The organism is Streptomyces sp. NPDC033177, assembly GCF_055577715.1.
Window position 1 is genome coordinate 383,730 of record NZ_JBVIPS010000002.1, and the last position, 24,112, is coordinate 407,841.

At 72.3% G+C, this 24,112-nt stretch carries 19 protein-coding genes, 1 pseudogene and 1 riboswitch; of the genes and pseudogenes, 10 read left to right on the forward strand and 10 right to left on the reverse strand.

Features of this window, described 5'->3' with window-relative positions; translation table 11 throughout:
• Window positions 1–114 precede the first annotated feature (114 nt).
• A complete protein-coding gene (locus ACZ5U5_RS07785) occupies window positions 115–1,143 on the forward strand; it encodes an LLM class F420-dependent oxidoreductase (RefSeq protein ID WP_469019345.1) in 1,029 nt (342 codons plus the stop codon).
• Window positions 1,144–1,189: 46 nt separating this feature from the next.
• Here ACZ5U5_RS07785 and ACZ5U5_RS07790 read toward each other — a convergent pair whose 3' ends face one another.
• On the reverse strand, window positions 1,190–1,744 hold the full coding sequence (locus ACZ5U5_RS07790) for a hypothetical protein (protein WP_469019348.1): 555 nt from the start codon (window positions 1,742–1,744) through the stop codon (window positions 1,190–1,192).
• Window positions 1,745–1,872: 128 nt separating this feature from the next.
• Here ACZ5U5_RS07790 and ACZ5U5_RS07795 point away from each other — a divergent pair, with 128 nt between their 5' ends.
• Complete coding sequence (locus tag ACZ5U5_RS07795; protein ID WP_451203177.1) at window positions 1,873–2,163, forward strand: hypothetical protein; 291 nt, start codon at window positions 1,873–1,875, stop codon at window positions 2,161–2,163.
• Window positions 2,164–2,424: 261 nt separating this feature from the next.
• Here ACZ5U5_RS07795 and ACZ5U5_RS07800 read toward each other — a convergent pair whose 3' ends face one another.
• The 3 genes from ACZ5U5_RS07800 to ACZ5U5_RS07810 are packed head-to-tail and all read right to left on the reverse strand — an operon-like array spanning window position 2,425 to window position 5,620.
• On the reverse strand, window positions 2,425–3,516 hold the full coding sequence (locus ACZ5U5_RS07800; protein WP_469017789.1) for a prenyltransferase/squalene oxidase repeat-containing protein: 1,092 nt from the start codon (window positions 3,514–3,516) through the stop codon (window positions 2,425–2,427).
• Entirely contained in the window at window positions 3,513–4,256 is a 744-nt protein-coding gene (locus tag ACZ5U5_RS07805) for a class I SAM-dependent methyltransferase (protein WP_160504786.1), read from the reverse strand. Before ACZ5U5_RS07805 ends, ACZ5U5_RS07800 begins: the two co-directional genes overlap by 4 nt.
• Window positions 4,256–5,620 (reverse strand): glycosyltransferase family 4 protein, encoded by a 1,365-nt coding sequence (locus tag ACZ5U5_RS07810; protein ID WP_469017792.1) that lies wholly within the window; start codon window positions 5,618–5,620, stop codon window positions 4,256–4,258. The genes ACZ5U5_RS07805 and ACZ5U5_RS07810 overlap by 1 nt, the downstream gene beginning before the upstream one ends.
• Before the next feature lie 231 nt (window positions 5,621–5,851).
• Here ACZ5U5_RS07810 and ACZ5U5_RS07815 point away from each other — a divergent pair, with 231 nt between their 5' ends.
• Window positions 5,852–6,487 (forward strand): TetR family transcriptional regulator, encoded by a 636-nt coding sequence (locus ACZ5U5_RS07815; protein ID WP_469017794.1) that lies wholly within the window; start codon window positions 5,852–5,854, stop codon window positions 6,485–6,487.
• Between the two features lie 536 nt (window positions 6,488–7,023).
• Window positions 7,024–7,266 (forward strand): annotated as a pseudogene (locus tag ACZ5U5_RS07820) (LuxR C-terminal-related transcriptional regulator); the annotation flags it as partial.
• Here the strand turns inward: ACZ5U5_RS07820 and ACZ5U5_RS07825 are convergent.
• The 6 genes from ACZ5U5_RS07825 to ACZ5U5_RS07850 all read right to left on the reverse strand — a co-directional run bounded on the left by ACZ5U5_RS07825 (window position 7,180) and on the right by ACZ5U5_RS07850 (window position 16,407).
• Window positions 7,180–9,711, reverse strand: coding sequence for an ATP-binding cassette domain-containing protein (locus ACZ5U5_RS07825; protein ID WP_469019351.1), 2,532 nt, complete (start codon window positions 9,709–9,711; stop codon window positions 7,180–7,182). The pseudogene ACZ5U5_RS07820 and the gene ACZ5U5_RS07825 sit on opposite strands and share 87 nt — an antisense overlap.
• A 38-nt stretch (window positions 9,712–9,749) precedes the next feature.
• On the reverse strand, window positions 9,750–11,477 hold the full coding sequence (locus tag ACZ5U5_RS07830) for an ABC transporter ATP-binding protein (protein WP_469017796.1): 1,728 nt from the start codon (window positions 11,475–11,477) through the stop codon (window positions 9,750–9,752).
• Between the two features lie 221 nt (window positions 11,478–11,698).
• Window positions 11,699–11,824 carry a SapB/AmfS family lanthipeptide gene (locus ACZ5U5_RS07835; RefSeq protein ID WP_383271570.1) on the reverse strand — a complete coding sequence of 42 codons (126 nt, stop codon included), beginning with the start codon at window positions 11,822–11,824 and terminating at the stop codon, window positions 11,699–11,701.
• A 45-nt stretch (window positions 11,825–11,869) separates the two neighbouring features.
• Window positions 11,870–14,500 (reverse strand): class III lanthionine synthetase LanKC, encoded by a 2,631-nt coding sequence (gene lanKC / locus ACZ5U5_RS07840; protein WP_469017799.1) that lies wholly within the window; start codon window positions 14,498–14,500, stop codon window positions 11,870–11,872.
• Between the two features lie 207 nt (window positions 14,501–14,707).
• The gene (locus ACZ5U5_RS07845) at window positions 14,708–14,941 is read right to left on the reverse strand and encodes a ferredoxin (protein ID WP_469017802.1); all 234 of its coding nucleotides are present in this window, start codon (window positions 14,939–14,941) and stop codon (window positions 14,708–14,710) included.
• Window positions 14,941–16,407 (reverse strand): aldehyde dehydrogenase, encoded by a 1,467-nt coding sequence (locus ACZ5U5_RS07850; protein ID WP_469017804.1) that lies wholly within the window; start codon window positions 16,405–16,407, stop codon window positions 14,941–14,943. The genes ACZ5U5_RS07845 and ACZ5U5_RS07850 overlap by 1 nt, the downstream gene beginning before the upstream one ends.
• Before the next feature lie 220 nt (window positions 16,408–16,627).
• Here ACZ5U5_RS07850 and ACZ5U5_RS07855 point away from each other — a divergent pair, with 220 nt between their 5' ends.
• The 6 genes from ACZ5U5_RS07855 (at window position 16,628) to ACZ5U5_RS07880 (ending at window position 23,787) form a co-directional block, all read left to right on the forward strand.
• Window positions 16,628–17,677, forward strand: coding sequence for an MBL fold metallo-hydrolase (locus ACZ5U5_RS07855; protein WP_469017806.1), 1,050 nt, complete (start codon window positions 16,628–16,630; stop codon window positions 17,675–17,677).
• An 81-nt stretch (window positions 17,678–17,758) separates the two neighbouring features.
• Window positions 17,759–17,828, forward strand: a riboswitch (cobalamin riboswitch).
• 153 nt (window positions 17,829–17,981) lie between these two features.
• Complete coding sequence (locus tag ACZ5U5_RS07860) at window positions 17,982–19,199, forward strand: prenyltransferase/squalene oxidase repeat-containing protein (RefSeq protein WP_469017808.1); 1,218 nt, start codon at window positions 17,982–17,984, stop codon at window positions 19,197–19,199.
• Entirely contained in the window at window positions 19,196–19,885 is a 690-nt protein-coding gene (locus ACZ5U5_RS07865) for an SCO2322 family protein (protein ID WP_469017810.1), read from the forward strand. The genes ACZ5U5_RS07860 and ACZ5U5_RS07865 overlap by 4 nt, the downstream gene beginning before the upstream one ends.
• 7 nt (window positions 19,886–19,892) lie before the next feature.
• Window positions 19,893–21,284, forward strand: coding sequence for an energy-coupling factor transporter transmembrane component T (locus ACZ5U5_RS07870; protein WP_469017812.1), 1,392 nt, complete (start codon window positions 19,893–19,895; stop codon window positions 21,282–21,284).
• The gene (locus tag ACZ5U5_RS07875) at window positions 21,281–22,957 is read left to right on the forward strand and encodes an ABC transporter ATP-binding protein (protein WP_469017815.1); all 1,677 of its coding nucleotides are present in this window, start codon (window positions 21,281–21,283) and stop codon (window positions 22,955–22,957) included. Before ACZ5U5_RS07870 ends, ACZ5U5_RS07875 begins: the two co-directional genes overlap by 4 nt.
• Window positions 22,954–23,787: an ECF transporter S component gene (locus ACZ5U5_RS07880; RefSeq protein ID WP_469017817.1), complete on the forward strand. Its 834-nt coding sequence runs from the start codon at window positions 22,954–22,956 to the stop codon at window positions 23,785–23,787. The genes ACZ5U5_RS07875 and ACZ5U5_RS07880 overlap by 4 nt, the downstream gene beginning before the upstream one ends.
• Window positions 23,788–24,112 lie beyond the last annotated feature (325 nt).

Here is a 24,112-nt window from a genome sequence, read left to right on the forward strand (position 1 = left end):
TCCGTACCTCGCGACACCTCGCGGCCCCTCGCCCTTCCGGGCGGGGGGCCGTTGTCGTACAGTCGCCACCCTGCACCGAACTGACGTACCGTCAGAAAGGACCGGGGTATGGGCATGCGCCTGGGACTCGCACTCGGCTACTGGGGGCGCGGGCCCGACCCCGGGCACGTGGCACTCGCCCAGGAGGCCGAGCGGCTCGGATATGACTCCGTGTGGACGGCCGAGGCGTGGGGTTCCGACGCCTTCACCCCGCTGACCTGGATCGCTGCGCAGACCTCCCGGATCAAGCTGGGCACGGCGGTCGTGCAGATGGCGGCGCGGTCGCCGGTGACGACGGCGATGCACGCGCTGACCCTGGACCACCTGTCCGGCGGGCGGATGATGCTCGGGCTCGGGCTGTCCGGGCCGCAGGTGGTGGAGGGGTGGTACGGACGGCCGTTCCCGAAGTCGCCGCTGACCGCGACCCGGGAGTACGTGGACGTCATCCGCCAGGTGCTTCGGCGGGAGGGGCCGGTGGCACTGGACGGGCGCTTCCACTCCCACCCCTATCGGGGAGAGGACGGGAGCGGCCTGGGCAAGCCCCTGAAGCCGATCACGCATCCGCTGCGGGCGGATCTTCCGGTGCTGCTCGGTGCGGAGGGCCCGAAGAACATCGCGCAGACGGCGCGGATCGCGGACGGCTGGCTGCCGCTCTACTGGTCGCCGATGCGGGCCGACGTGTACGAGGCTTCGCTGGAGGGTGCGCCCGACGGCTTCATGGTCGCGCCGATGGCGCGGGCGAAGGTCTGCGACGACGTTGCGGAGGGCCTGCTTCCGGTCAAGGCGATGCTGGGGTTCTATATCGGGGGGATGGGGCACTCCGCGCGGAACTTTCATGCAGATCTGATGGCGCGGATGGGGTTCGAGGCGGAAGCCCGGCGGATTCAGGAGTTGTTTCTGGCGGGGCGCCGGGAAGAGGCGGTCCTTGCCGTTCCGGACGCTTTCGCCGATGAGATCTCGTTGGTGGGACCGCGGGAGAGGATCGCGGAGCGGCTTGAGTTGTGGCGGAAGGGACCCGTCACGGATCTGCTGGTACTGGCTCCGGACCGTCTTACGCTGCGGACGCTGGCCGAGCTGGCCGAGCTGGCCGAGCTGGAGCGGTAGCTCAGCCCGTCCGGCGCCTGACGACGCCCCTCCCGGGTGCCTTCGCCTACCCCTTCGCCAGCTCCCCCGCCGACGGCACCTTGTTCTTGACCTCCGCGCCCGCGCCCTTCCCGGCGTCCTTCACCTGGTTGATGACGTCGTCGAAGGAGTTCACGACCGAGTCCGTGGAGTCGCCCTTGCGGAGCTTGGACGGGAGATCCTTCAGGGCGTCGATGCCCGCCGTCAGCGGAGCCACCGCCTTGGCCAGCGCGGGGTCGCCCTTCGCGTTCTTCGACGCCGCCTTCAGGCGGTTGTAGGCGAGGGTCCCGGCGAGGCCCGCCTTGATCAGGGCGAACTTGCGCCCGTCGGCGCCCTTCTTGAACTTCCCCGCGCGGAAGGGCTTCACGATCCACTGGTACGTCGCCCCGGCGGCGATCCCCGCGTTTGCCGCGAACCGCGTCTTGGCGAACTTCTGCTTCTCGGCGGAGCTCGAACTCGACGGCGCCCTGGAGGACGACGCCGCGTCCGCGTCGTCACCCCCGCACCCGGTCGCCCCCGCGATCAGGGCCCCGCACAGCACTGGGACGACGAGAGACCGGCGTACGGTCGCGGCGGACGGCAACACGGGGACCTCCGGGGGTGGACAGCCTGCGGACAGCTCTCCCGGCAGCCTCACCCCGGTCGGCGGGACCCGCCACTCGGGCGAGCCCGTACGGGTTTCAACCGGGCCGGGCCAGGTACACGGTCTTTATGTCCACCCGACAAGCACGTGGCAGCACCGCAGCGAGGGTCATCGTCATCGTCGCGGACGTGATGGCCATCATCCTCGGCCTGTGGATCCTCATGTATCTGTTGGACGCGAACCGCGCCAACGACCTCGTCCAGTTCATCCACGACGTGGCCCGCTGGCTGGCCGGCTGGTCACACGATCTGTTCACGTTCGACGAGGCCTGGGCCCGTGTGGTCTGCGGTTATGGCCTCGCGGCACTGGTCTACGTCTTCATCGGCCACGCCATCGCAGGCCGCCTCCGCCGCTACTGACCGGCACCGGCACGCCACGCCCCGACCCCCACCACCCCCAGTCACACGATCCGGGGGATCCGGGGGCACCCCCCGGAAAGACACAGCACGTTCGACGAGGCCTGGGCCCGCGTGGTCTGCGGTTATGGCCTCGCGGCACTGGTCTACGTCTTCATCGGCCACGCCATCGCAGGCCGCCTCCGCCGCTACTGATGGAGGAGCCCGCGCGTACCACCACGGTCGCCGCTGTCACCCCCCGGCAGCGGCGCCGCTGTGGCGCCGCTACTGACCCCCGGTGGCGGCGCCGCAGCACTCCGGGGTCAGGCCCTCGGGGAGGCGTTCGCCCGAGAAGACCGCGCAGGTGGCCTCGTCGCCGCCGAGTGCCGCCACCGCGAGCAGCAGGGAGCCCGCCGTCCACGTGGTGAGTTCCTCCGGCCAGATCGCACCGTCGTCGAAGACGTAACCCGTCCAGTACAGGCCGGTCTCCGGGTCGCGCAGGTGCTGGATCGACTGGAGGATCTCCAGGGCGCGGTCCGATTCCCCCAACACCCAGAGGGCCAGGGCGAGTTCGGCACTCTCGCCGCCCGTCACCCAGTTGTTGGGGATGACGCAGCGCACGCCGAGGTCCGGCACCACGAAGCGGTCCCAGCCCTCCTCCATGCGGGCCTTGGCCGCCGCGCCCGTGAGCGCGCCGCCGAGGACCGGGTAGTACCAGTCCATCGAGTAGCGGTCCTTGTCCAGGAACCGCTCGGGGTGGCTCTGGATCGCGTGGGCCAGCGCACCCGTCGCCAACTCCCAGTCCGGTTGCGGTTCTTCGCGCTGCTCGGCGATCGCCAGGGCGCACCGCAGCGCCTGGTGGATCGATGAACTGCCCGTCAGCAGCGCGTCGTTGACCGCCTCACCGCTCGGCTCCCGCTTCCAGCCGATCTGGCCGCCCTGCTGCTGGAGGGCGAGCACGAACTCCACCGCGCCCACCACCGTCGGCCACATGCGGTCCAGGAACGTGTCGTCGCCGGTCGAGAGGTAGTGGTGCCAGACGCCCACCGCGATGTACGCGCAGAAGTTCGTCTCGCGGCCCCGGTCCGTCACGTCGTGCGGATCCCCGTCGGCGTACGCCGCGTACCAGGACCCGTCCGGATTCTGGTGCCGCGCCAGCCAGTCGTAGGCGCGGCCCGCCGCCGCGTGCTCGCCCGCCGCGTCCAGGGCCATGGCGGCCTCGGTGTGGTCCCAGGGGTCGAGATGGTGGCCGCGGAACCACGGGATCGCGCCGTCCTCGCGCTGGACGGCAAGAATCCCGCGGACCGTCCGCGTGGCCTGATCCGCCGTCAGGACGCCCGGCAGGACCAGGTGTTCCGTCCGCTCCGGGCTCGTCACGCGTCGGTCTTCGCGTCGGCCTTCGGCAGGTGCGGCTTCGTCGCGTACGCCACGAAACTCTTGCCCACGACCGGGTTGAGCAACTGCTCCGCCACCTTCGTGGCCAGCGGTTTCTTCATGATGTCCCAGACGAGGAGCTTGTGGTACGCCCGCACGGGCAGCGCCTTGTCGTTGTCCACGCCGAACGCGCACTTCAGCCACCAGTACGGCGCGTGCAGCGCGTGCGCGTGGTGCGTGCCGTACGGCTTCAGGCCCGCTTCCCGCATCCTGCCGAGCAGCTCGTCCGCCTTGTAGATGCGGATGTGACCGCCCTCGACCTCGTGGTACGCGTCCGACAGGGCCCAGCAGATCTTCTCGGGGCCGTAGCGCGGGACCGTGACCGCGATGCGACCGCCCGGCTTCAGGACCCGGACCATCTCGGCGAGTACGCCCTTGTCGTCGGGGATGTGCTCCATCACCTCGGAGATGATCACGACGTCGAACGAGGCGTCGGGGAAGGGCAGGTTGAGCGCGTCACCCTCCATCGCGGTGGCGGTGGCGCCCGCAGGCGCCTCGCCCGCCTCCTTCATCGCGGCGAACCACTTGGCGACCTCGCGGATCTCCTCGCCGTTCTGGTCGAGGGCCACCACCTGGGCCCCCCGCCGGTAACACTCGAAGGCGTGCCGGCCCGCGCCGCAGCCCAGGTCGAGGACGCGGTCGCCCGCGGCGAGCGGGAAGCGGGTGAAGTCGACGGTCAGCATCAGCGATGGCTCCCGGAGTACGTCGGGGTGGTGGCCGGGGGGCGGCCGGATTGCGAGGCCGCGTTGGTGGCGATCGCCGCGCGGTACAACTCTGCGGTGCCCTGGGCGGCGCGGGCCCAGGTGAACTTGGCGAGAACCCGCTCACGCCCGGCGGCGCCGAGGCGGGCCCGCAGCTCCGGGTCGCCGAGCAGTCGGTTCAGTCCGGCGGCGAGGGCGCCTGGATCGGCGGGGCGTACCGCAAGGCAGGTCTCGCCGTCGGGCCCCGCGACCTCGGGGATCGCGCCGCCGGTCGTCGCGAGGAGGGGCGTCCCGGTGGCCATGGCCTCGGCCGCGGGAAGCGAGAAGCCCTCGTAGAGCGACGGGACGCAGGCGACCTCGGCCGAGCGGACCAGGTCCACCAGCTCCTCGTCGGTGATGCCCTTGACGAACTCGATGGCACCTTCGAGGCCGTACCGCTCGATGGCCTGCGCCACGGGGCCGTCCTCGGCGCGCTTGCCGACGACGACGAGGTGGGCGGCGGGGTTCTCGGCGCGGACCTTGGCCAGCGCCTCGACGAGGTAGATGAGGCCCTTGAGCGGGACGTCCGCGCTGGAGGTGGTGACGATGCGTCCGGGCACCTCGGGGATCGAGGGGTCGGGCGAGAAGAGGTCGGTGTCGGCGCCGATGTGCACGACGCTGATGCGGTCGTCGCGTACGCCGAGGTGGTCGACGATCTCCTGGCGCGATGTGCCGGAGACGGTGAGCACGGAGGGCAGACGGCGGGCCACACGCTTCTGCATGCGCGTGAACGCGTACCAGCGGCGCACGGACATGCGGCGGCGCCAGTCGGGCGCCGCGTCGAGCTCGAGGCGGCGGTCCACGGTGATGGGGTGATGGATCGTCGAGACGAGCGGGGCACCGAGGTCGCCCAACAGGCCGTAGCCGAGCGTCTGGTTGTCGTGCACGACGTCGAACTCGCCCCGCCTGGCTCGCAGATGGCGGCGGGCGCGCAGGCTGAACGTCGCGGGCTCGGGGAATCCGCCGGTCCACATCGTCGCCACTTCGAGCGCGTCGACCCAGTCGCGGTACTCGGCGCGCTTCGGCGTGCGGAAGGGGTCGGGCGAGCGGTAGAGGTCGAGGCTCGGCAGCTCGGTGAGCTTGAGCCCTTCGAGACCGTCGTCGTCCAGGACGGGGTAGGGCTGCGCGCCGATCACCTCGACGCTGTGGCCGAGGCGGGCCAGCTCGCGCGAGAGGTGACGTACGTAGACGCCCTGGCCCCCGCAGAACGGGTTGCCCTTGTACGTGAGGAGAGCGATGCGCAACGGACGATCACCATCGGCGTCCGGCCCCGTCCGGGGGCCCGCCTCCATGGCCTCAGCGGTCACTCTCGGCCCCCTTCTTCTTGCGGTTGTCCGCGAGGTTACGCCGGGACGGTAATCTAGAACAAGTTTCAGACTTGTTCGTTGAATGATCGGTGAGTGATCGCTGGACGAGCTTTGAATCTACCGGCAGGTAGCCGCGCTGTAAGGCCCGGATCAGGTGATTCGCGCCACGGCAGGTGCCCTGCCATGCTTGCCGACCACGTAACCGGCCGGGACGACGGAACAACGGGACATATGACAGCGGAAGCCAAGGCAGCGGAAGTCGCAGCAGCTGATCCGGCGTCGCCACCCCTGACCGAGCGGCAGGAGGCGCGCCGCCGCCGCATCCTGCACGCCAGCGCCCAACTCGCGAGCAGGGGCGGGTTCGACGCGGTGCAGATGCGCGAGGTCGCCGAGTCCTCCAGCGTCGCCCTCGGCACGTTGTACCGGTACTTCCCTTCCAAGGTGCATCTCCTGGTCGCCACCATGCAGGACCAGCTGCAGCACATGCACACCACGATCCGTAAACGCCCGCCCGCGGGTGAGACGCCCGCCGAGCGGTGCGCCGAGACGCTGATGCGGGCCTTCCGTGCCCTGCAGCGCGAGCCCCACTTGGCGGACGCCATGGTCAGGGCGCTGACGTTCGCCGACCGTTCCGTGAGCCCCGAGGTGGACACGGTCTCGCGGCTGACCACGGCGATCATCCTGGACGCGATGGGCCTGGCGGACGCGCCGACCCCCGAGCAGCTCTCGGCCGTCCGGGTCATCGAGCACACCTGGCACTCGGCGCTGATCACCTGGCTCTCGGGGCGGGCGTCGATCGCGCAGGTCAAGATCGACATCGAGATGGTGTGCCGCCTGATCGATCTGACGTCTCCCGAGGCCGAGTAGCACCGAGCAGGGCCGAGCAGGAGCCGATCAGTGCGCCGCCCCGTTTGCCCGGGAACGCTCGACAGCTAACGCCCGCACAACCCCCGAACCGTTGCATGGGGGGCGCACAGCCTCCTGGCAATTGCGCCCCTGAGCCTCTCCTTGGTCCCGCTTGGCCAGTTCTCCGCGTCCGTACGAGCCGTCGGCGCCGTATGAATGGCTACGTGCTGTACGAAGCCATCGCGACCACAAGCGGGAACCTGGAGGAGCGAAGCGTGATCCGGGTACTTCTCGTGCACGACGCCTGTCTGTTGCGGTCGGCTCTGGCCGAATGCCTCGCCCGTGAACCGGACCTGGAGGTGTCCCATGCCCCGTGGCACAACGCCCGCGACCGTACGGGCGCGGTGCGTCCCGACGTCTGCGTGGTCGACCCCGACGGCGACGCGGCCCACGCGTCCGCCGAGTTCGGGGAGCAGTCCCATCCCGTGTACGGCGGCCTCGGCTGCCCGCTCCTCGTCCTGGTGTCCGGCAACCGGCCGGGGCTGCTCCGCCGCTGCATGGACGCGGGCGCCCTCGGCTATGTGGACAAGGCGAGCCCGCCGGACCGGCTGCTCGCCGGGATAAGACAGGTGGCCGCCGGCCGGCGGTTCGTGGACGAGACACTCGGGTTCGGATTCCTGAAGGCAGCTCAGATGCCGCTCACCGCAAGGGAGTTACTGGTGCTCTCGCTGGCCGCCGGGGGCGCGCCCGTCGCCGAGATCGCGCACCGCCTGCATCTGACGAACGGGACGGTGCGCAACTACATGGCCGCGATCACCCGCAAGACCGGGGCCCGGAACAGGATCGACGCGATTCGGATCTCGCGGGTCGAGGGCTGGGTGTGACGCCCCGTTCACCGGCCCCCAGTTGCCGGACAGCTCGCGGTAGAGGGACGAGGTGCCGAGCAGCTCCTCGTGGCGTCCGCACACGGTGTGCGTCCCGTCCATCACCAGGATCCGGTCGGCGCGGCGTGCCGAGCTGATGCGGTGGGCGATCACCACGAGAGTGCCGCCCGGCCGTGCCGCGAAGGCCCGCTCGGCGCGGGCCTCCGCCACCGGGTCGAGGTGGCAGGTCGCCTCGTCGAGCAGGGCGAGGGGCGCGTACGAGACATAGGCGCGGGTCAGCGCGACGAGTTGGCGCTCGCCGGCGGAGAGGGCGGCGGGATCGACCGGGGCCGCGAGGCCGCCGAGCCGGTCGATCACCGCGCTGAGCCCGACGGCCCGCGCGGCGGCCAGCAACTCCGCGTCACCGACGGCGTCCACCCGCAGGTACTCCAAGTTCTGCCTGACCGTGCCGCTGAAGACGTACGCCTCCTGCGGGATCAACACCCGCCGCCCGGCGGCCGCACGCCCCCGCACGGGCCGCCCGTCGACGCGAACGACACCACCCCCCGGCTCCAGCAGCCCGGCCACGAGCCCGGCAAGGGTGGACTTCCCGATCCCACTGGGCCCGACGACCGCCAGATGACCGCCGCGCGGAAGGCTGAGCGAGAGTTCGCGTACGACGGGCGCGGCCTGGGGACCGTAGGCGAAGGTGACGGAGTCGAGCTGGAGGGCAGGGGGCACGCGAGGGGAGAGGGCTTCACCGGGAGCGGGGGGTCCATCGGGGGGAGGCTTCCGGCCGGGGGCAGACGTGCGGCCGGGGGCAAACGTGCGGCCGGGGGGAGGCGTCCCGCCGGGGGCAGGCACCCCGCCAGGGACAGGCACCCCGCCAGGGGCAGACGGCCCGCCAGGGGCAGACGGCCCGCCAGGGGCAGACGGCCCGCCAGGGGCAGACGGCCCGCCAGGGGCAGACGGCCCGCCGGGGGCAGGCACCCCGCCAGGGGGAACCGGCCCGCCAGGGGCAGACGCCCCGCCAGGGGGAACCGGCCCGCCAGGGGCAGACGCCCCGCCAGGGGGAACCGGCCCGCCAGGGGCAGACGCCCCGCCAGCGGAAACCGGCCCGCCAGGGGCAGACGCCCCGCCAGCGGAAACCGGCCCGCCAGGGGCAGGCACCCCGCCAGCGGAAACCGGCCCGCCAGGGGCAGGCACCCCGCCAGCGGAAACCGGCCCGCCGGGGACAGGTGTCCCACCGAAGACAAACCCCTCCCCAGGGGCAGACGCTCCGCCAGAAGCAAGTCCCTCGCCCTCAGTGGGCGTCCCGGTTGCCGCGGGGCCGGTGGCCCGTGACGGCGCGTCGCCGAGTGCAGATGGCCCGGTGACCGCTCCTGCCGTGTCGCGGGTGGTGGCGGCCTCCTTCGTTCCTGGCTGCTCGGGGATTTCCGCCTCCGGCGTCCACGTCAGGCGGCGCAGGACTATGGCCAGGCGGGAGCCGCTTGTGCCGAGGCCGTGGATCAGGTTGTGCAGGGCCGGGAGCAGGGCCTGGGTGACGTAGGCGATCGCGCCCACCAACGCGCCCGGCGTCACCCCCTTGTTCAGGAGCCAGGGGGCCGTGACGAGGAGCAGGACGAGCGGGAGCTGGCCGCCGGTCACGAGGGCCGCCGTGCGCAGGATGCCCCAGCGGGCCAGGGAGCCGGCCGCCGCGTACTCCGCGGCGATGCCCCGGTCCAGCTCCACCGCCACGTCCTGTTCCGCGCCCGCGGCGGCGACGTCCCGCAACCCCGGTGCCACTGAACCCAGTTGACCCGCGATGCCCTCATCGGCGACGAGGAACTTCTCTTGGCGCCGCGCCAGCGGCCGCAGGCTCGCCACGAACAGGCCGACTCCGGCCAGCAGCGGTGGCGCGACGACCAGAAGGAGGAGCGGGGCCAACGAGAACAGGCCGATCAGCGCGCCCGCCGCCGTGAAGACGAAGGAACGGGACACCAGGACCAGGCCCGCGAAGGTGTCCCTGGCGATCTCCACCTGCTGGGTGAGCCGGGACACGGAGGCGCCGTCCGCGTCCCGCAGCCCCCGGCCGACGACCTGCCGTACGAGGGTGTCCCGCAGGGGTTCCACCAGATCGGCGATCGCGCGGAACACCCGCCCCGTGCCGTACGCGGCCACGACCACGCCGAGGCCGGCCCCGCCGAGCCACCCGAGGCCCACCGCCTCACGCCCCGCCAGGAACCCGTCGTCCAGGGCGCGCGCGAGGGCGTAGCCGGTGAGGAAGGTCTGCCCGGTCTCCAGGACGGACCAGAGCGCGAGCCGCAGCACCACCGGCCACCGACGCAGAAGGAACCGCACGCCGCGACGGTAGGTACCCGGCCGCGCCGGGAAGGCCGACACCACCGGTCCGCTCGCCGCCTGGCCGCCAGAAGCCTTCCTCACGCGCCGAACACCTCCCTGTACTCCGCCCGCTCCCACAGCTCCGCATGCGTCCCCACCGCGCGGATCCGGCCGCCGTCCAGCCAGGCGACCACGTCCGCGCGGGCCGCCGTCGCCGCGCGGTGGGCGATGATCAGGCGGCTGCGGTGCGGGCTGCGGTGGAGCAGGGCCTCGGCTATGTGGTGTTCGGTCACCGTGTCGAGGCTCGACATCGCGTCGTCCAGGATCAGGATCCGGCCGCCTCGCGCGAACGCCCGCGCCAGGCCCAGGCGTTGGGCCTCGCCCCCGGAGAGGGGCGCGTCGGCGCAGGGCGTGGCGTAGCCGTCGGGGAGCCGCGTGATGAAGGAGTCCGCGTGGGCGGCACGGGCCGCCTCACGGATACGGGGCGGCGTCGGGCGCGGGGCGCCGAAGCCGATGGTGCCCTCCAGGGTCGTGCCGAGGAGCGCGGGCCGCTCGAAGGCGTAGCCGACCTCGCGGCGCAGCTCCTCGCGGCGGAGCGAACGCAGCGGTACCCCGTCGAGGCGTACGTCCCCTTCGTCGGGGTCGGCGAGCCGGCCCGCGACGGACGCCAGGAGCGACTTGCCCGCGCCGGAGCGGCCGACCACGGCGAGTGTGCGGCCCGCCGGGACGGTCAGGTCGACGCCGTCGAGCACGGTGCGCTCGCCGCGGGTCACCGTGACCCCGCGTAGCTCCAACAAGCCGTCCCCGGGCGGGAGTTCCGCGTCGCCGTACGTGGTCGAGGGTTCGGCAAGGACCTCCCCCAGGCGGCGCGCGGCGGCCTTGGCGCGCACCAGCGCCCCCAGCTGTCCGACGAGCATGCCGATGCCGGTGGCGAGCACCGCGTAGCGGGACGCGGCCAGCAACTCGCCGACGGAGATGCTGTCTTGCAGCACCAAATGGCCCGCGACCGCGACGACCGCGATCTGCAGGAGGGGCGCGACCGCCATGGCCTGTGACTGGGAGCGGCCCTGGACGCGCCACATCCGGTGCCCGTGCCGGGAGAGTTCGGGCAGCGGCCCGAGCACCCGCCTTGCCTCCTTGTCCTCGGTTTGCGCTGCCGCGATGGTCCTGGCCCCGCCGACCGCCTCGCTGAGACGGCCCGCGATGTCGCCCTGGACCTGCTGGTAGCGCGTCACGCAGTCGGAGGTGGCGCGGGTGAACGCCCGTAGGAGCAGGACGAGTACGGGGACTCCGGCGATGAACGCCACGGCGAGCAAGCCGTCGATCAGGGCGAGTGCCACCACGGCCCCGACGGGCACGACCAGGGCGGCGAGAAGCCCGGCGAGCGTGGCGGGCGCGACGCCCGCGTGCGCCGCGTTGTCGATGAGGCGGGCCACCAGGTCGCCGGGGGCGAAGCGTGCGGTGGCGCGCGGCCCCACGCCCAGTACATGACGTCCGACACGGCCCCTCAGCCAGGCCGTCGTACGGGCGTTGGTGGTTCCGGTGAGGACGCCTTCGCAGGCGTCGAGGAGCGCGCTCGCGCCGATCAGCGCCGCGCAGACGAGGATCCAGCGGGTGGCGTCGGCGCCTACGTGGCCGGCCGCGTGTCCCGCGATGACGGCGTCAAGGGCGCTGCCGATCGCGAACGGCAGGAGGAGACTCGCGCCGGCCCCCGCGACTCCGCACAGTGCCAGCGCCACGCAGCGTGCGGCGCTGTGGCGGGTCGCGGCCTTCAGCAGGCCCGCGTAGTGGCCGGGGCGCGGAGGACGTGTGGTCGTGATCGCCATGCGGTGCGGGCCCTCGCAGTCCTCGTGTTCCTTGGCGGAGCAGCCGTGACGAAGCGACCGGGCGTCGGGACGGGCGCCGGTGAAGGAGTCCCCGCCGCAACAACCGTCCGTAACCGCTGTCCATACCGGGTGTCCGGGGCGTGGTGGGAACCGGGCGGTGCCTCTGGGCGGAGGCGCCGCCCGGTCCCTCAGGAACCGTGCCGCTCAGGCACGGACCTGTGTCACAGGCAGAGCAGCACGCTCGCGTCGCTCCAGCACAGCAGCAGGCTCACGTTGCTGCCGCCGCCACCGTGGCCGCCACCGGTCATCTCGTCGGACTCCATGCTCTGCAGGTCGAGAAGCGCCATGGTCTTCCCTTTCATTTGGGGACGTAGTTGTCCTTATGGGTGGTGTCACGACCCCGCCGCGTGGCGGGACCGGCTCTGGGGCCGCCTGGGCGGCGGCAGGAAGGGGACGTGTGCTCCGCCGTCCCCCAGGGCGGCGGCGAGGGCGAGGAGACAGCCCGCCGTTCCGGTGTGGAGGTCCATGGAGAGACGCAGCATCTGGTGCCCGGGGAACGCGAGTTGGCCCGCGTACGGCATCGCGAACCAGCCGAGGCCCTCGATCTGCGCGGCGATGTCCTCGGGCGTGATGCCGGGCGCGGTGCTGCGGTTGAGGTGCGTCAGCAGTCCGGCCCGCCCCTGGAACAGGCCCGGCTGCACGCAGAACCGTGAGCGCGCGGTGGCCAGGATGCCCGGCCGTACCGCCTCGAACCCGGCGTCGTCCCGGTGCGCGAGGTAGTCGTCGACGACCATCCCGATGCCTACGCTGCCGTCGCCGAGGTACGGCATCGTGCGCCAGCCCTCGTCCACCCCGAGGCTGCCGTCCGGCCGCGCGACGCACCGGGCGAGGTCCGCGCGCAGGGCGTGTGCCGCCAGGTCGAGGAGCGCGGCGTCGCCGTTCCTCTCGTAGAGCCGCAGGAAGAGGAGTGCGGGGCCGGTGGCACCGTGCAGCAGACCGGCCCGTTGCCGCCCCTTCGGCGGGTTTTCGGAGGAGGTCAGCCGCTCGCCGATCACCTCGGCCGCTCGCAAGGCGTGCTGGGCGAGCGCCTCCTCGCCGGTGCTGTGCGCGAGGGCGTCGAGGGCAAGGCCGAGTCCGGCGAGGCCGCCGTGCAGGTCGGAGGGGAGCCGCTGCCAGTTCTCCTGGAGGACGGTCTCCATCAGGTCGAGTGCGCGGGTGCGGTGGCCGAGCCGGTCGAGTACGTGGGCGATGCCCGCGAGGCCGTCGTCGAGCCCGAGGGGCGTGCCGGGCGGCGCGGGCTCGGTGTGCTTCAGGAGCCAGCGCTCGCCTTCCTCGTAGCGTTCACCGCCGCTCTCGGCGAGGGCGTGCAGCACTCCGGCGGCGCCGTGCGCGAGGCCGAGCCCGCCGCTGTCGGTGAACTGCGCGATGTCCCCGGGGAAGAGCCGGTCGTCGCGCTCCGGGGTTGCCGAGGCGAGGATGGCCTTGACCATCGAGTCCCGGCTGCTGGGCCAGTCGGCGACGTCGACGAGCGGCGCGGCCGTCGATGCGGTCCGGCGTCCGGTCACCTTCGCGCCGTCCCGGTCCTGCCCGCCTCGCTCGATCTCCGCCACGGCTTCGTCGAGGAACTCGGGGGGTACGTCGGGGAATTGCGAGGCGATCACCGTCGCGAGATGCGCGGCCTTGCTCCGGTCGACGGCGAGGAGCGTGGTGATCGGCAGGAAGAGGGCGAGCCGCAGGCATGCCAGGGCGTAGCGGTCGACGTCCACGCCCTCGCGGTCCGCGGGCGCGATGAATCCGGGGTGGGCCACGACCTGCCGGCCGCCCTCGCCCACTCGCGTCGCCGCCTCGAAGTCGAGGAGGGACACGGACTGTTCGTCGGGCGCGACCATGATGTTGAACATGTGGAGGTCGTTGAAGACGACACCCCGCTCGTGCACGGCGGCGACGGCCTCCTCGACGGCCCGGTGGATCCGCAGCGCCCAGGCCGTGTAGGTGGCGATCGCGTCGGCGTCCGGCTCACTGACCAGGAGCGGATGCCGGTCCGCGAAGAAGGAGTTGAGGGTGCGGCCCTCCAGGAAGTCCATGACGAGGAAGCGGTGGCCGCCGAGTTCGAACCAGTCCCGTACCCCGGGCGCGACACCGAGGCCCGCCAGCTTCTCCAGCGCGCCCCGTTCGCGCTCCAGGCGGGCCACGGCGTCGGCCCCGTCGGAGGCCAGGCCCGCGTGCGGCCGGCCCTCCTTCAGGACGACCTTGCGGCCGTCCCGGGTGTCGGTGCCCGCGTAGACCCCGCCGCCGTTGGAGAAGTGCAGCGCCTTCTCCATGCGGTACGGCAGGTCGGTGACCGTCGTGTTGTTGCGCGCCGCGAGCTGCGGTCCGAGGAACGGCGGCAGCGTCACCCACTCGGGGACCTTGAACGCCGGGTCGCGTGAGTCGGGGACGAGGCGGCCTTGGCCGTCCTCGATCGCGGGCACGAGACCGCCGCGCTCGTCGGCGCACATGCGGCGGGTGAAGGCGCCGTACCTGACGTACAGCGGGCCTTCCTGCCAGCGCAGGTCGGTGAGGATGTAAGGGCCTTCGTACCCTTCGAGGATCTGCCCCAACTCGACCAGGAGTGAATGCAGTTGCTGTTCGTCGGCCGGGTAGATCGTCGCGAACTTGCCGCTGCCGTCGCGTCCCGCGTACTTGCTGTTGCGCAGGTGGAGCAGGTGCCGGCCCGCGATGAACTTGAACGGCACGGCGCGCGGCACGCAGTGTTCCCGCACCGCGGCGGCTATTCGGTCGGCGTTCTCCAGCGTGGCCGACACATGGATCTTCCAGCCCTGCTGGGGCGCGGGCCGTGCGCGCCCGTCCTCGTCGAGGGGGACGAAGGTCAGCCAGTCGCCCTGGCGGGCCGACCGCCACCCCTGCGGGACCGGCAGTCCCCCGGTCTCGAACTCAGGGGCGCTCCCGCCCACGGACAAGCGGTCCGGAGTCTCGTAGAAGTACCTGTCGGCCAGGCAGTAGACCTCGTACCGCTTGTCCACGGCGTCCCCATCCCCCAAGTTGTCTGGCTCTGAACAGTTCCAGGCCGCAAAGGGGACGGACAGTCACGGATGTCATCGATCGGGCATGCGGAACGCATGGGTAAAGTCCTGTTCGCACACGTTCGAGTGCAGATAAAGTGCACAGGACCGCCACAAACCGGCGCGGATCGCATCACGGAAGTAAATCCGGTTGCCGGAGCGAAGCCGCTAGTCCTCCGGCGGGAAGACGACCTCCCCGCTGCCGGACAACGTGATGGTGATCGCCTCGACCGGGCACCCCTCGGCCGCTTCGAGCACCTTCTCGTTGGCGTCGGTCTCGGGGTCCTCGGGGTGCGACTGGCGGGCGGAGTCGAGCGTGAAACCGCCCGGCGCCGTGATCACGCACATCCCGGAGCCGATGCAGACCGAGCGGTCCACCTCGACGTGCCAGCGGTCACCCATCAGGCACCCGCCCCTTCGTAACCCGCCGGGAGGTGGATCATCTTGTGCTCGAAGTACTCGCCATACCCCTCGGGTCCGAACTCCCGCCCCAGACCGGAGTTCTTGTAGCCGCCGAACGGGCCGAGCATGTCGAGGCTGAAGGTGTTCACCGAGTACGTCCCGGTGCGCACCCGCCGCGCGATGTCGATGCCGCGCTCCGTGTCCGCCGTCCACACGCTGCCGCTGAGCCCGTAGTCGGAGTCGTTGGCGATCTTCACGGCCTCGCTCTCGTCGCCGTACGGGAGAAGGCAGATGACCGGGCCGAAGATCTCCTCGCGGGCGATCCGCATCGAGTTGTCGACGCCGCCGAAGAGCGTCGGCTCGACGTACCACCCCTCGTCGAATCCGGCCGGACGGCCGCCACCCGTAAGGATCTTGGCGCCTTCCTCCTGGCCGATGCGGATGTAGTCGAGGGAACGCTGCTGCTGGCGTTTGGCGACCAGCGGGCCCAGTTCGGTCTCCGGGTCGAGCGGGTCGCCGACCTTCAGCGCGGAGGCCGCGGCGGCGAAGGCCTCGGCGAACTCGTCGTGGCGGGAGTGCGGCACGAGGATGCGGGTCTGGGCCACACACGCCTGGCCGTTGATCATCCAGGCGAAGGGGACGATGCCGGCGACCGCGCTCGCCGCGTCCGCGTCCGGCAGGATCACCGCGGCCGACTTGCCGCCCAACTCCAGTGTCACGCGCGTGAGGTTGCGGGCCGCGACCTCCATGACGCGCTTGCCCGCGCCCACGGAGCCGGTGAAGGACACCTTGTCGACGCCGGGGTGTCCGACGAGGTACTCGCTCACCTCGCGGTCGGCCGAGATGATCGAGAGCACGCCCTGCGGCAGCCCCGCCTCGGTGGCGATGTCGGCGAGGATGTACGCGTCGAGCGGCGTCTCGGGCGAGGTCTTGAGGATCACCGGGCACCCCGCGAGCAGTGCGGGCGCGAGCTTGGCCGCGGCGGTGAACTGCGGGACGTTCCACGGGACCACCGCCGCCACGACGCCGACCGGCTCGCGCCGGACCAGGATCTTGCCGAGGGCGCCGTCGCGCGCCTCCTCGTACGTGAAGTTCCTCGCGACCGTGAGCGCGGAGTCCCAGACCATCATCGCGGCGAGGGCCTGCACCATCACGCTCGACGTGTAGGGGGTGCCGTTCTGGGAGCTGATGACGCGGGCGATCTCCTCGTGCCGTACGGCGAACGCGTCCTTGATCCTGGTGACGACCTCGATCCGCTCGTCGAGGGTCATCCGGGGCCAGGGGCCCTCGTCGAACGCCTTGCGCGCGGTGGCGACGGCCCGGTCGACGTCGGCGGGCGCGGCGTGCGGCACCCGCGCGAAGACCTGGCCGGTGTGCGGCGAGACCACCTCGATGACGTCCTTGCCGAGGGGGTCCACCAACTCCCCGCCGATGAACAGCTGTCCGTGTTCCACGAGCTCGGTCATGGCTGACTGCCTCCTGCGGGATTACGGGATTGCGGGATTCCACCTGCGCGGCACGCTTTCTGACACTGTTTCAGAACTGATACCAGTTCTAGTTCCACTAGCCCACGGAGGGCAAGGCTCACGCAGCCGTTCAAGTAGCCTGACGAAACAGTCGACTTGGGCGATCATTGGAACTAGTTCTAGTTACTGCTGGTTCCAGTTGCCGAGAGATGAGGGCCCCATGACGCAGGTGACCGATCCGCAGGTGACCGAGCACGGCGGGGGCGTGTGGAGCATCAAGGTCCCCATCCCGGACAACCCGCTGGGCTTCACCCTCGTCCACCTCCTGGACACGGACGCCGGACCGGTCCTCGTCGACACGGGCTGGGACGACCCCACCTCCTGGGACGCACTCGCCGAGGGCCTCGCCGCCTGCGGCACCTCCACCGACGCGGTGCACGGCGTCGTCATCACCCACCACCACCCCGACCACCACGGCCTCTCGGCCAAGGTCCGCGAGGCATCGGGCGCGTGGATCGCGATGCACGAGGCGGACGCGTCGGTCGTACGCCGCACCCGGACCGGGCCGCCCGCCCGCTGGTTCGACTACATGGTGGAGAAGCTGACGGCCGCGGGCGCCCCCGCCGACCACCTGTCCCCCCTCATCGCCGCGCGTGACGCGGGCCGCGCACCCCGGCTGCCCGGCCTGGCCGCCGCGCTCCCCGACCGCGACATCACCCCGGGCGAGCTGCTCGAACTGCCGGGGCGCAGGCTCCGCGCGATCTGGACCCCCGGCCACACCCCCGGCCACGTCTGCCTGCACCTGGAGGAGGAGCACCCGGCGCGGCTGCCGGGCCACGGCCGCCTGTTCTCCGGCGACCATCTGCTCCCCGGGATCACCCCGCACATCGGCCTGTACGAGGACCCCGACGACAACACCGTCACCGACCCCCTCGGCGACTACCTCGACTCCCTGGAGCGCATCGGCCGCCTGGGGGTCGCCGAGGTGCTCCCGGCCCACCAGTACGCGTTCACCGACGCCCCGGCCCGCGTCCGGGAGATCCTGACCCACCACGAGGAGCGCCTGACGGACCTGCTCGCCCTCCTCGCCGAGCCCCTCACGCCCTGGCAGCTCGCCGAGCAGATGGAGTGGAACCGCCCCTGGGCCGAGATCCGCTACGGCTCGCGGAACATCGCGGTCTCCGAGGCCGAGGCCCATGTGCGGCGCCTGGTGAAGCTGGGGCGCGCGGAGGCGATGGGCAATGATCCCGTGCGGTATCGCGCTGTGTGACCTCCCGCCGGGGGCGGGCACCCCGGGGCGCCTCCCCTACGGGCCGGTAGAGTGGCCCCGTCGTCATCATGCCCGTACGGGGGGAAGCCGGTGTGAATCCGGCGCTGACCCGCAGCCGTGATCCACGGTCCTCGAGGACCGCCGGAAAGCCGGATCGCCTCGTACGGAACGTGACCGGCTCGCGTCATCGGAACCGCCGATGACCGGCACCGTCGAGGTATACGGAGCCGGAGCCGCCCGGTGCCCGTGCCCGCACGCGCCCGTGCTGCCCCGCTCCCCCGCAGGGAGAGGCACCCGCCGCATCATGAACGTTCGCCGCAGCGCAGCGGTCCTGGCCGCCGTCGCCGTGTTCGGTTCGGCCGCCGCCCCGGCCGCCTTCGCGGACACCGCGTCCCCGTCGCCCTCCGCCAAGCTGCCCTCCGGTCTGTACGGCGACGCCGACCCCAAGTTCGACGGGGTGTTCCGGCAGTCGTACGCCTTGCTCGCGCAGGACTCGGCCGGTGTGAAGCCCGCCGCGAAGTCCGTCGACTGGCTCACCGGGCAGAGTTGCGCGAACGGCGGTTACGCCGCGTACCGCGCCGACGCGGGCGAGCCCTGCGACTCCAAGACGATGTTCGACAGCAACGCGACGGCTTCGGCCGTGCAGGCGCTCGCCGCGCTCGGCGGCCAGAAGCAGACGGTCGGCAAGAGCGTCGACTGGCTGAAGTCCGTGCAGAACCAGGACGGCGGCTGGGGCTACAGCCCCGGCATGGACTCGGACGCCAACTCCACCGGCATCGTCATCGGCGCGCTCGCCGCGGCGGGCGAGAAGCCGCAGTCGGTGAAGTCGCAGGACGGCAAGTCCCCGTACGACGCGCTGCCCGCCCTCGCGATGAGCTGTGGCAAGGACGGCGGCGCCTTCGGCCTCGCGGACGTCAAGTCCGGCAAGCTGTCGCCGAACGCCGACGCCACCGCGGCCGGTGTCCTCGGCGCCCACGGCAAGGGCCTGGTCGTGGACGCGGCCAAGAAGAAGGAAGCCGCCCCGAAGTGCGCGAAGGCCGACACCGCCCAGCAGGCGGCGTCGAACGGCACGGGCTACCTCCTGAAGACCCTCGCCAAGGGCGACGACCACCTGATGTCGTCGATGCCCGGCGCCAAGAACATGCCCGACCTCGGCAACACCGCCGACTCCGTGCTCGCGCTCGCCGCGGCCGGTCAGCCGGAGCAGGCAAAGAAGTCGGCCCAGTGGCTGGCGAAGAACTCCGCGCAGTGGGCCGAGAAGTCCGGCCCCGCCGCCTACGCCCAGCTGATCTTCGCCGCCCACGCCGCCGGCCTTGACCCGCGTGACTTCGGCGGCGCGGACCTGGTCAAGCAGCTGAACGCGCAGGGTCCTGCCCCGGAGGCGACGGAGAAGGCCGCCGACGAGAAGAAGGACAGCGACGACGGCGGCGTGAGCATCTGGTGGATCATCGGCGTCGGCATGGTCGCCGGTATCGGCATCGGCTTCCTCTACAGCGGCAACAAGAAGAAGCAGCAGCTGTGACGCGGGGCCGCGCGCGGTGGGGGCGCCTGGTGACCGGGGCGCTCTTCGCCGCCCTGCTCGGTGTCCTCACCGCCGCCCCCGCCCAGGCCGGTACCGGGTACCGCTACTGGTCCTTCTGGGACCGCGACGGCTCCACGTGGGCCTACGCGAGCCAGGGGCCGAGCACCGCGCGCCCCGACGACGGGGCCGTCCAGGGCTTCCGGTTCGCCGTGTCCGCCGACTCGAAGGACGCCACGAAGCCGCGCGGCGCCGCGGACTTCGACACGATCTGCGCCAAGACCCCCGCCCAAGATGATCGCAAGCGGGTCGCCCTGGTCATCGACTTCGGCACACCGGGCGACGCCCCCGACGGGGAGAGCCCGCCGAAGGCGCGTACGGCCTGCGCACGGATCGCGGACGACGCGACCAGCGCGGACGCGCTCGCCGCGGTCGCCAAGCCCCTGCGCTACGACAGCAACGCCCTGCTGTGCGCCATCGCGGACTACCCGAAGTCGGGCTGCGGCGAGCAGGTCTCGGGCAACGGCGAGTCCGACGGCACGGAGAAGAAGCCGACCGCGAGCGAGTCCGGTGAGTCCGCCGGGAAGGACGACTCCGGTGGCCCCTCCGTCGGTCTGATCGCGGGCGTGGCCGCCATCGCCCTGCTCGGCGGGGCCGCCGTCTGGCAGGCACGCCGCCGACGCGGCTGACCGCACGATGACCGATCACCCGAGCACCGCTCCCGGTGCGCTGCGGAGGCGTCTGGCCCCCGAGGCGCACCGGAGCAACGCGCTGCACCCCGGCGCCTGGTGGGTGTGGGCGCTCGGGCTCGGCGTCGCGGCGTCGCGCACCACCAACCCCCTGCTGCTCGGTCTCCTCATCGGCGTCGCGGGCTATGTCGTCGCGGCCCGCAGGACCTCGGCCCCGTGGGCGCGGTCCTACGGAGCCTTCGTGAAGCTGGGCCTCGTCGTGATCGCGATCCGGCTCGTCTTCGCCATCGTGCTCGGCTCCCCCATCCCCGGTACGCACGTCATCGTGACGCTCCCCGAAGTGCCGCTGCCCGACTGGGCGAAGGGGGTGCGGATCGGGGGCCGGGTGACGGCCGAGGGGCTGCTCTTCGCGCTCTACGACGGGGTGCGCCTGGCCGGTCTCCTCATCTGCGTCGGCGCAGCCAACGCCCTCGCCAGCCCGGCACGGCTGCTCAAGTCGCTGCCGGGCGCGCTGTACGAGGTGGGGGTCGCCATCGTCGTCGCGATGACGTTCGCGCCGAACCTGATCATGGATGTGCAGCGCCTCCGTGCCGCGCGGCGCCTTCGCGGGCGTGCGGACAAGGGCATCCGGGGGCTGCTCCAGGTGGGGCTCCCGGTCCTTGAGGGCGCCCTTGAGCGGTCGGTCGCGCTGGCCGCGGCGATGGACGCGCGCGGCTTCGGCCGCAGCGCGCCGGTTCCGGCCGGGGTGCGCAGGGCGACGGCGTTCCTGACGCTCGGCGGTCTGATGGGCGTCTGCGTGGGCACGTACGGTCTGCTCACCGCGGACGGCACGGAGTACGGCCTGCCCGTCCTCGCCGTCGGTCTCGTCACCGCCCTCGCGGGGCTCCGCCTCGGCGGCCGGCGCTCCGTGCGCAGCCGCTACCGCCCCGACACGTGGGGCGTGCGCGCCTGGCTCGTCGCCGGGTCGGGGATCGCGGTGGCGGGCCTGATGATCTGGGCCGCCTCGTACGACGCGTCCGCCCTGCACCCCGGGGTCGTCCCCCTGACGGCACCGACACTGCCGCTGTGGCCCGCGGTGGCGATCCTTGCCGGACTGCTGCCCGCTTTCGTGGCTCCGGTGCCGACGGGGGAGGCGGCGCCTGCGCCTGCGGGGAAGCGGAGAGCGGCGGCGCCTGCGCCCGAGGGGAAGCGGAGGCCCACGACCGCGGGGCAGGCGGCACCCGCACTCGCCGGGAAACAGGCACCTGCCAGGGAACAGCCTCCCGCCGGGGATCAACCTCCCGCCGAGCAGCCGACACCCGCACCTGCGGCAAGTGCCGAGTCGGCCGTCGGGCCTCCCGAGTCCGCCGCCGTGCCCCCCGATTCCGCCACCCCGCTTCCCCCCAAGGAGCCCTCATGATCCGCTTCGAGGATGTCTCCGTGACGTACGAAGGGGTCGCGGGGCCCACCGTGCGCGGGGTCGATCTCGCCGTACCCGAGGGCGAGTTGGTGCTCCTCGTCGGGCCTTCGGGGGTCGGCAAGTCAACGCTGCTCGGTACGGTGAGCGGGCTCGTGCCGCACTTCACCGGGGGCACGCTGCGGGGCCGGGTGACGGTGGCGGGGCGCGACACACGTACCCACAAGCCGCGTGAACTCGCCGATGTCGTCGGCACGGTGGGCCAGGACCCGCTCTCGCACTTCGTGACGGACACGGTCGAGGACGAGCTGGCGTACGGGATGGAGTCGCTCGGGCTCGCTCCGGACGTGATGCGCCGCCGCGTCGAGGAGACCCTCGACCTCCTCGGCCTCGCCGATCTGCGCGACCGGCCCATCGCCACGCTCTCCGGCGGCCAGCAGCAGCGTGTCGCCATCGGTTCGGTGCTCACCCCGCACCCCGAGGTCCTCGTCCTGGACGAACCGACGTCGGCCCTCGACCCGGCCGCCGCCGAGGAGGTCCTCGCCGTACTGCAGCGCCTGGTGCACGATCTGGGCACGACGGTCCTGATGGCCGAGCACCGCCTGGAGCGGGTCGTGCAGTACGCCGACCAGGTCCTGCTGCTCGCGGCGCCGGGCGAGCCGCCCGTGCTCGGCGACCCCGCCTCGCTGATGGCCGTCTCGCCGGTCTACCCGCCGGTGGTGGGCCTCGGCCGCCTCGCGGGCTGGTCCCCGCTGCCGCTGACGGTGCGGGACGCCAGGCGGAAGGCCGGCGGGCTGCGGGAGCGGCTTGCCGGGGCCGCACCCCGCGAGGAGGTCACGGCCGTACGTCCGGCGGCGGGCCGCCCGAGCCTCTTCCGGCGTACGAAGAAGGCGGATGCCCCGGAAGCCGCCGCCGCGAGCGTCACGGGTCTTGCCGTGCGCCGGGGCCGGGTGGAGGCCCTGCGCCGCGTGGACCTCACCGTCTCCGCGGGCGAGACGGTGGCCCTGATGGGCCGCAACGGCGCCGGGAAGTCCACGCTCCTCTCCACCCTGGTGGGCCTGCTCGAACCGGCGGCGGGCTCCGTCCGCGTCGGTGGTGCGATCCCCCACCGCACAGGACCCCGCGAGCTGATCCGGCACGTGGGCCTCGTCCCCCAGGAGCCGCGTGACCTCCTCTACGCGGACACGGTGGCCGCCGAGTGCACGGCCGCCGACCATGACGCGGGAGCGGAGCCGGGCACCTGCCGCGCGCTGGTCACCGAGCTGCTCCCCGGCATCGCGGACGACACCCACCCCCGCGACCTCTCGGAGGGCCAGCGCCTCACCCTGGCCCTGGCGATCGTCCTGACCGCCCGCCCGCCGCTGCTCCTCCTGGACGAGCCGACCCGCGGCCTCGACTACGCGGCCAAGGCCCGTCTGGTCACGCTCCTGCGCGGCCTCGCCGCCGACGGCCACGCGATCGTCCTCGCCACGCACGACGTGGAGCTGGCGGCGGAACTGGCCCACCGGGTCGCGATCCTCGCCGACGGGGAGATCGTCGCCGACGGCCCGACCTCCGACATCGTGGTCTCCTCCCCCTCCTTCGCCCCGCAGACCACCAAGATCCTCGCCCCGCAGAAGTGGCTGACGGTCACGGAGGTACGGGACGCGCTCGGCGCCGAGGGCGGTACCCCGTGAGCGGCTCCCCCGTGGCCCGGCAGGCCCGCCCCATCCGCCTGGGGCCGCGCTCGATCGGCGCTCTCGCGCTCGTCAGCGCGGTCGGCGTGGTGGCCTTCGGCTGGCCGCTGATCGCGGGCGGGGATTCAGGCCTCAGCGCACACGCCCAGGACGCGCCCTGGCTGTTCGCGGCGCTGCTTCCGCTCCTGCTCGCCGTCGTCGTGGCGACCATCGCCGACGTCGGTCTCGACGCGAAGGCCATCGCGATGCTGGGGGTGCTCGCCGCGGCCGGTGCCGCGCTGCGACCGCTGGGCGCGGGGACGGCCGGGATCGAGCCGATGTTCTTCCTGATGGTGCTCAGCGGGCGCGTGCTGGGGCCGGGGTTCGGGTTCGTGCTCGGGGCCGCGTCCATGTTCGCCTCCGCGCTCCTGACCGGGGGCGTCGGCCCGTGGATGCCGTTCCAGATGCTGTCCATGGGGTGGGTCTGCATGGGGGCGGGGCTGCTGCCGGGACCCGACACCCTGCGCGGGCGCGGGGAGCTGTGGCTGCTCGCCGCTTACGGGGCCGTCTCCTCTGTCCTCTACGGGACCGTCATGAATCTGCAGGGCTGGCCCTACCTCGGTGGCCTCGCGACCGGCGTCTCCTTCGTGCCCGGCGACCCCGTCGGCGACAACCTCGGCCGTTTCATCGCGTACTGCCTGGCGACCTCGCTGGGCTGGGACCTGCCCCGCGCCGTCGTGACCGTCCTGCTGAGCCTCGCCCTCGGGCCCGCCGTCCTGAAGGCGCTGCGCCGGGCCACGCGCCGGGCCGCGTTCGAGGCCCAGGTCACTTTCGAGGGGCCGAAGGCGTGAGCAGCCGGTGGCTCTCCGTCGCGCGAAGGGGTCCTTCGCGGTGAGGCGGCCCACAGTACTTTGGTCCTCTACTAGGGCGGGCCGTAGCGGCGGCCTGCTGGCGCGTACGCGTCAAAACACGCGCTGACCTGCGGATTGAGAGCCAGGTCACATGCGGGACTTTTCGCACACATGCGACATCCACTAGTAAAAAGGGTCATTGCGGAGACGTGGCAGCCCTGCTTCTCTGGATCGAGTCGCACGGCGTCGCCGGTCGCAAGGCCCCCGGCGCCGACGCATTCCTCCAGCCACACCCCCGTGGCCCACGGCATGCCCGCGACACCAT

Bases quoted from the DNA above. Each gene is read 5' to 3' on its own strand.
- ACZ5U5_RS07785 (WP_469019345.1), top strand. From the start codon at position 115: ATGCGCCTGGGACTCGCACTCGGCTACTGGGGGCGCGGGCCCGACCCC.
- ACZ5U5_RS07795 (WP_451203177.1), top strand. From the start codon at position 1,873: ATGTCCACCCGACAAGCACGTGGCAGCACCGCAGCGAGGGTCATCGTC.
- ACZ5U5_RS07805 (WP_160504786.1), bottom strand. From the start codon at position 4,256: ATGCTGACCGTCGACTTCACCCGCTTCCCGCTCGCCGCGGGCGACCGC.
- ACZ5U5_RS07815 (WP_469017794.1), top strand. From the start codon at position 5,852: ATGACAGCGGAAGCCAAGGCAGCGGAAGTCGCAGCAGCTGATCCGGCG.
- ACZ5U5_RS07830 (WP_469017796.1), bottom strand. From the start codon at position 11,477: ATGGCGATCACGACCACACGTCCTCCGCGCCCCGGCCACTACGCGGGC.
- ACZ5U5_RS07835 (WP_383271570.1), bottom strand. From the start codon at position 11,824: ATGGCGCTTCTCGACCTGCAGAGCATGGAGTCCGACGAGATGACCGGT.
- ACZ5U5_RS07845 (WP_469017802.1), bottom strand. From the start codon at position 14,941: ATGGGTGACCGCTGGCACGTCGAGGTGGACCGCTCGGTCTGCATCGGC.
- ACZ5U5_RS07850 (WP_469017804.1), bottom strand. From the start codon at position 16,407: ATGACCGAGCTCGTGGAACACGGACAGCTGTTCATCGGCGGGGAGTTG.
- ACZ5U5_RS07855 (WP_469017806.1), top strand. From the start codon at position 16,628: ATGACGCAGGTGACCGATCCGCAGGTGACCGAGCACGGCGGGGGCGTG.
- ACZ5U5_RS07860 (WP_469017808.1), top strand. From the start codon at position 17,982: ATGAACGTTCGCCGCAGCGCAGCGGTCCTGGCCGCCGTCGCCGTGTTC.
- ACZ5U5_RS07870 (WP_469017812.1), top strand. From the start codon at position 19,893: ATGACCGATCACCCGAGCACCGCTCCCGGTGCGCTGCGGAGGCGTCTG.
- ACZ5U5_RS07875 (WP_469017815.1), top strand. From the start codon at position 21,281: ATGATCCGCTTCGAGGATGTCTCCGTGACGTACGAAGGGGTCGCGGGG.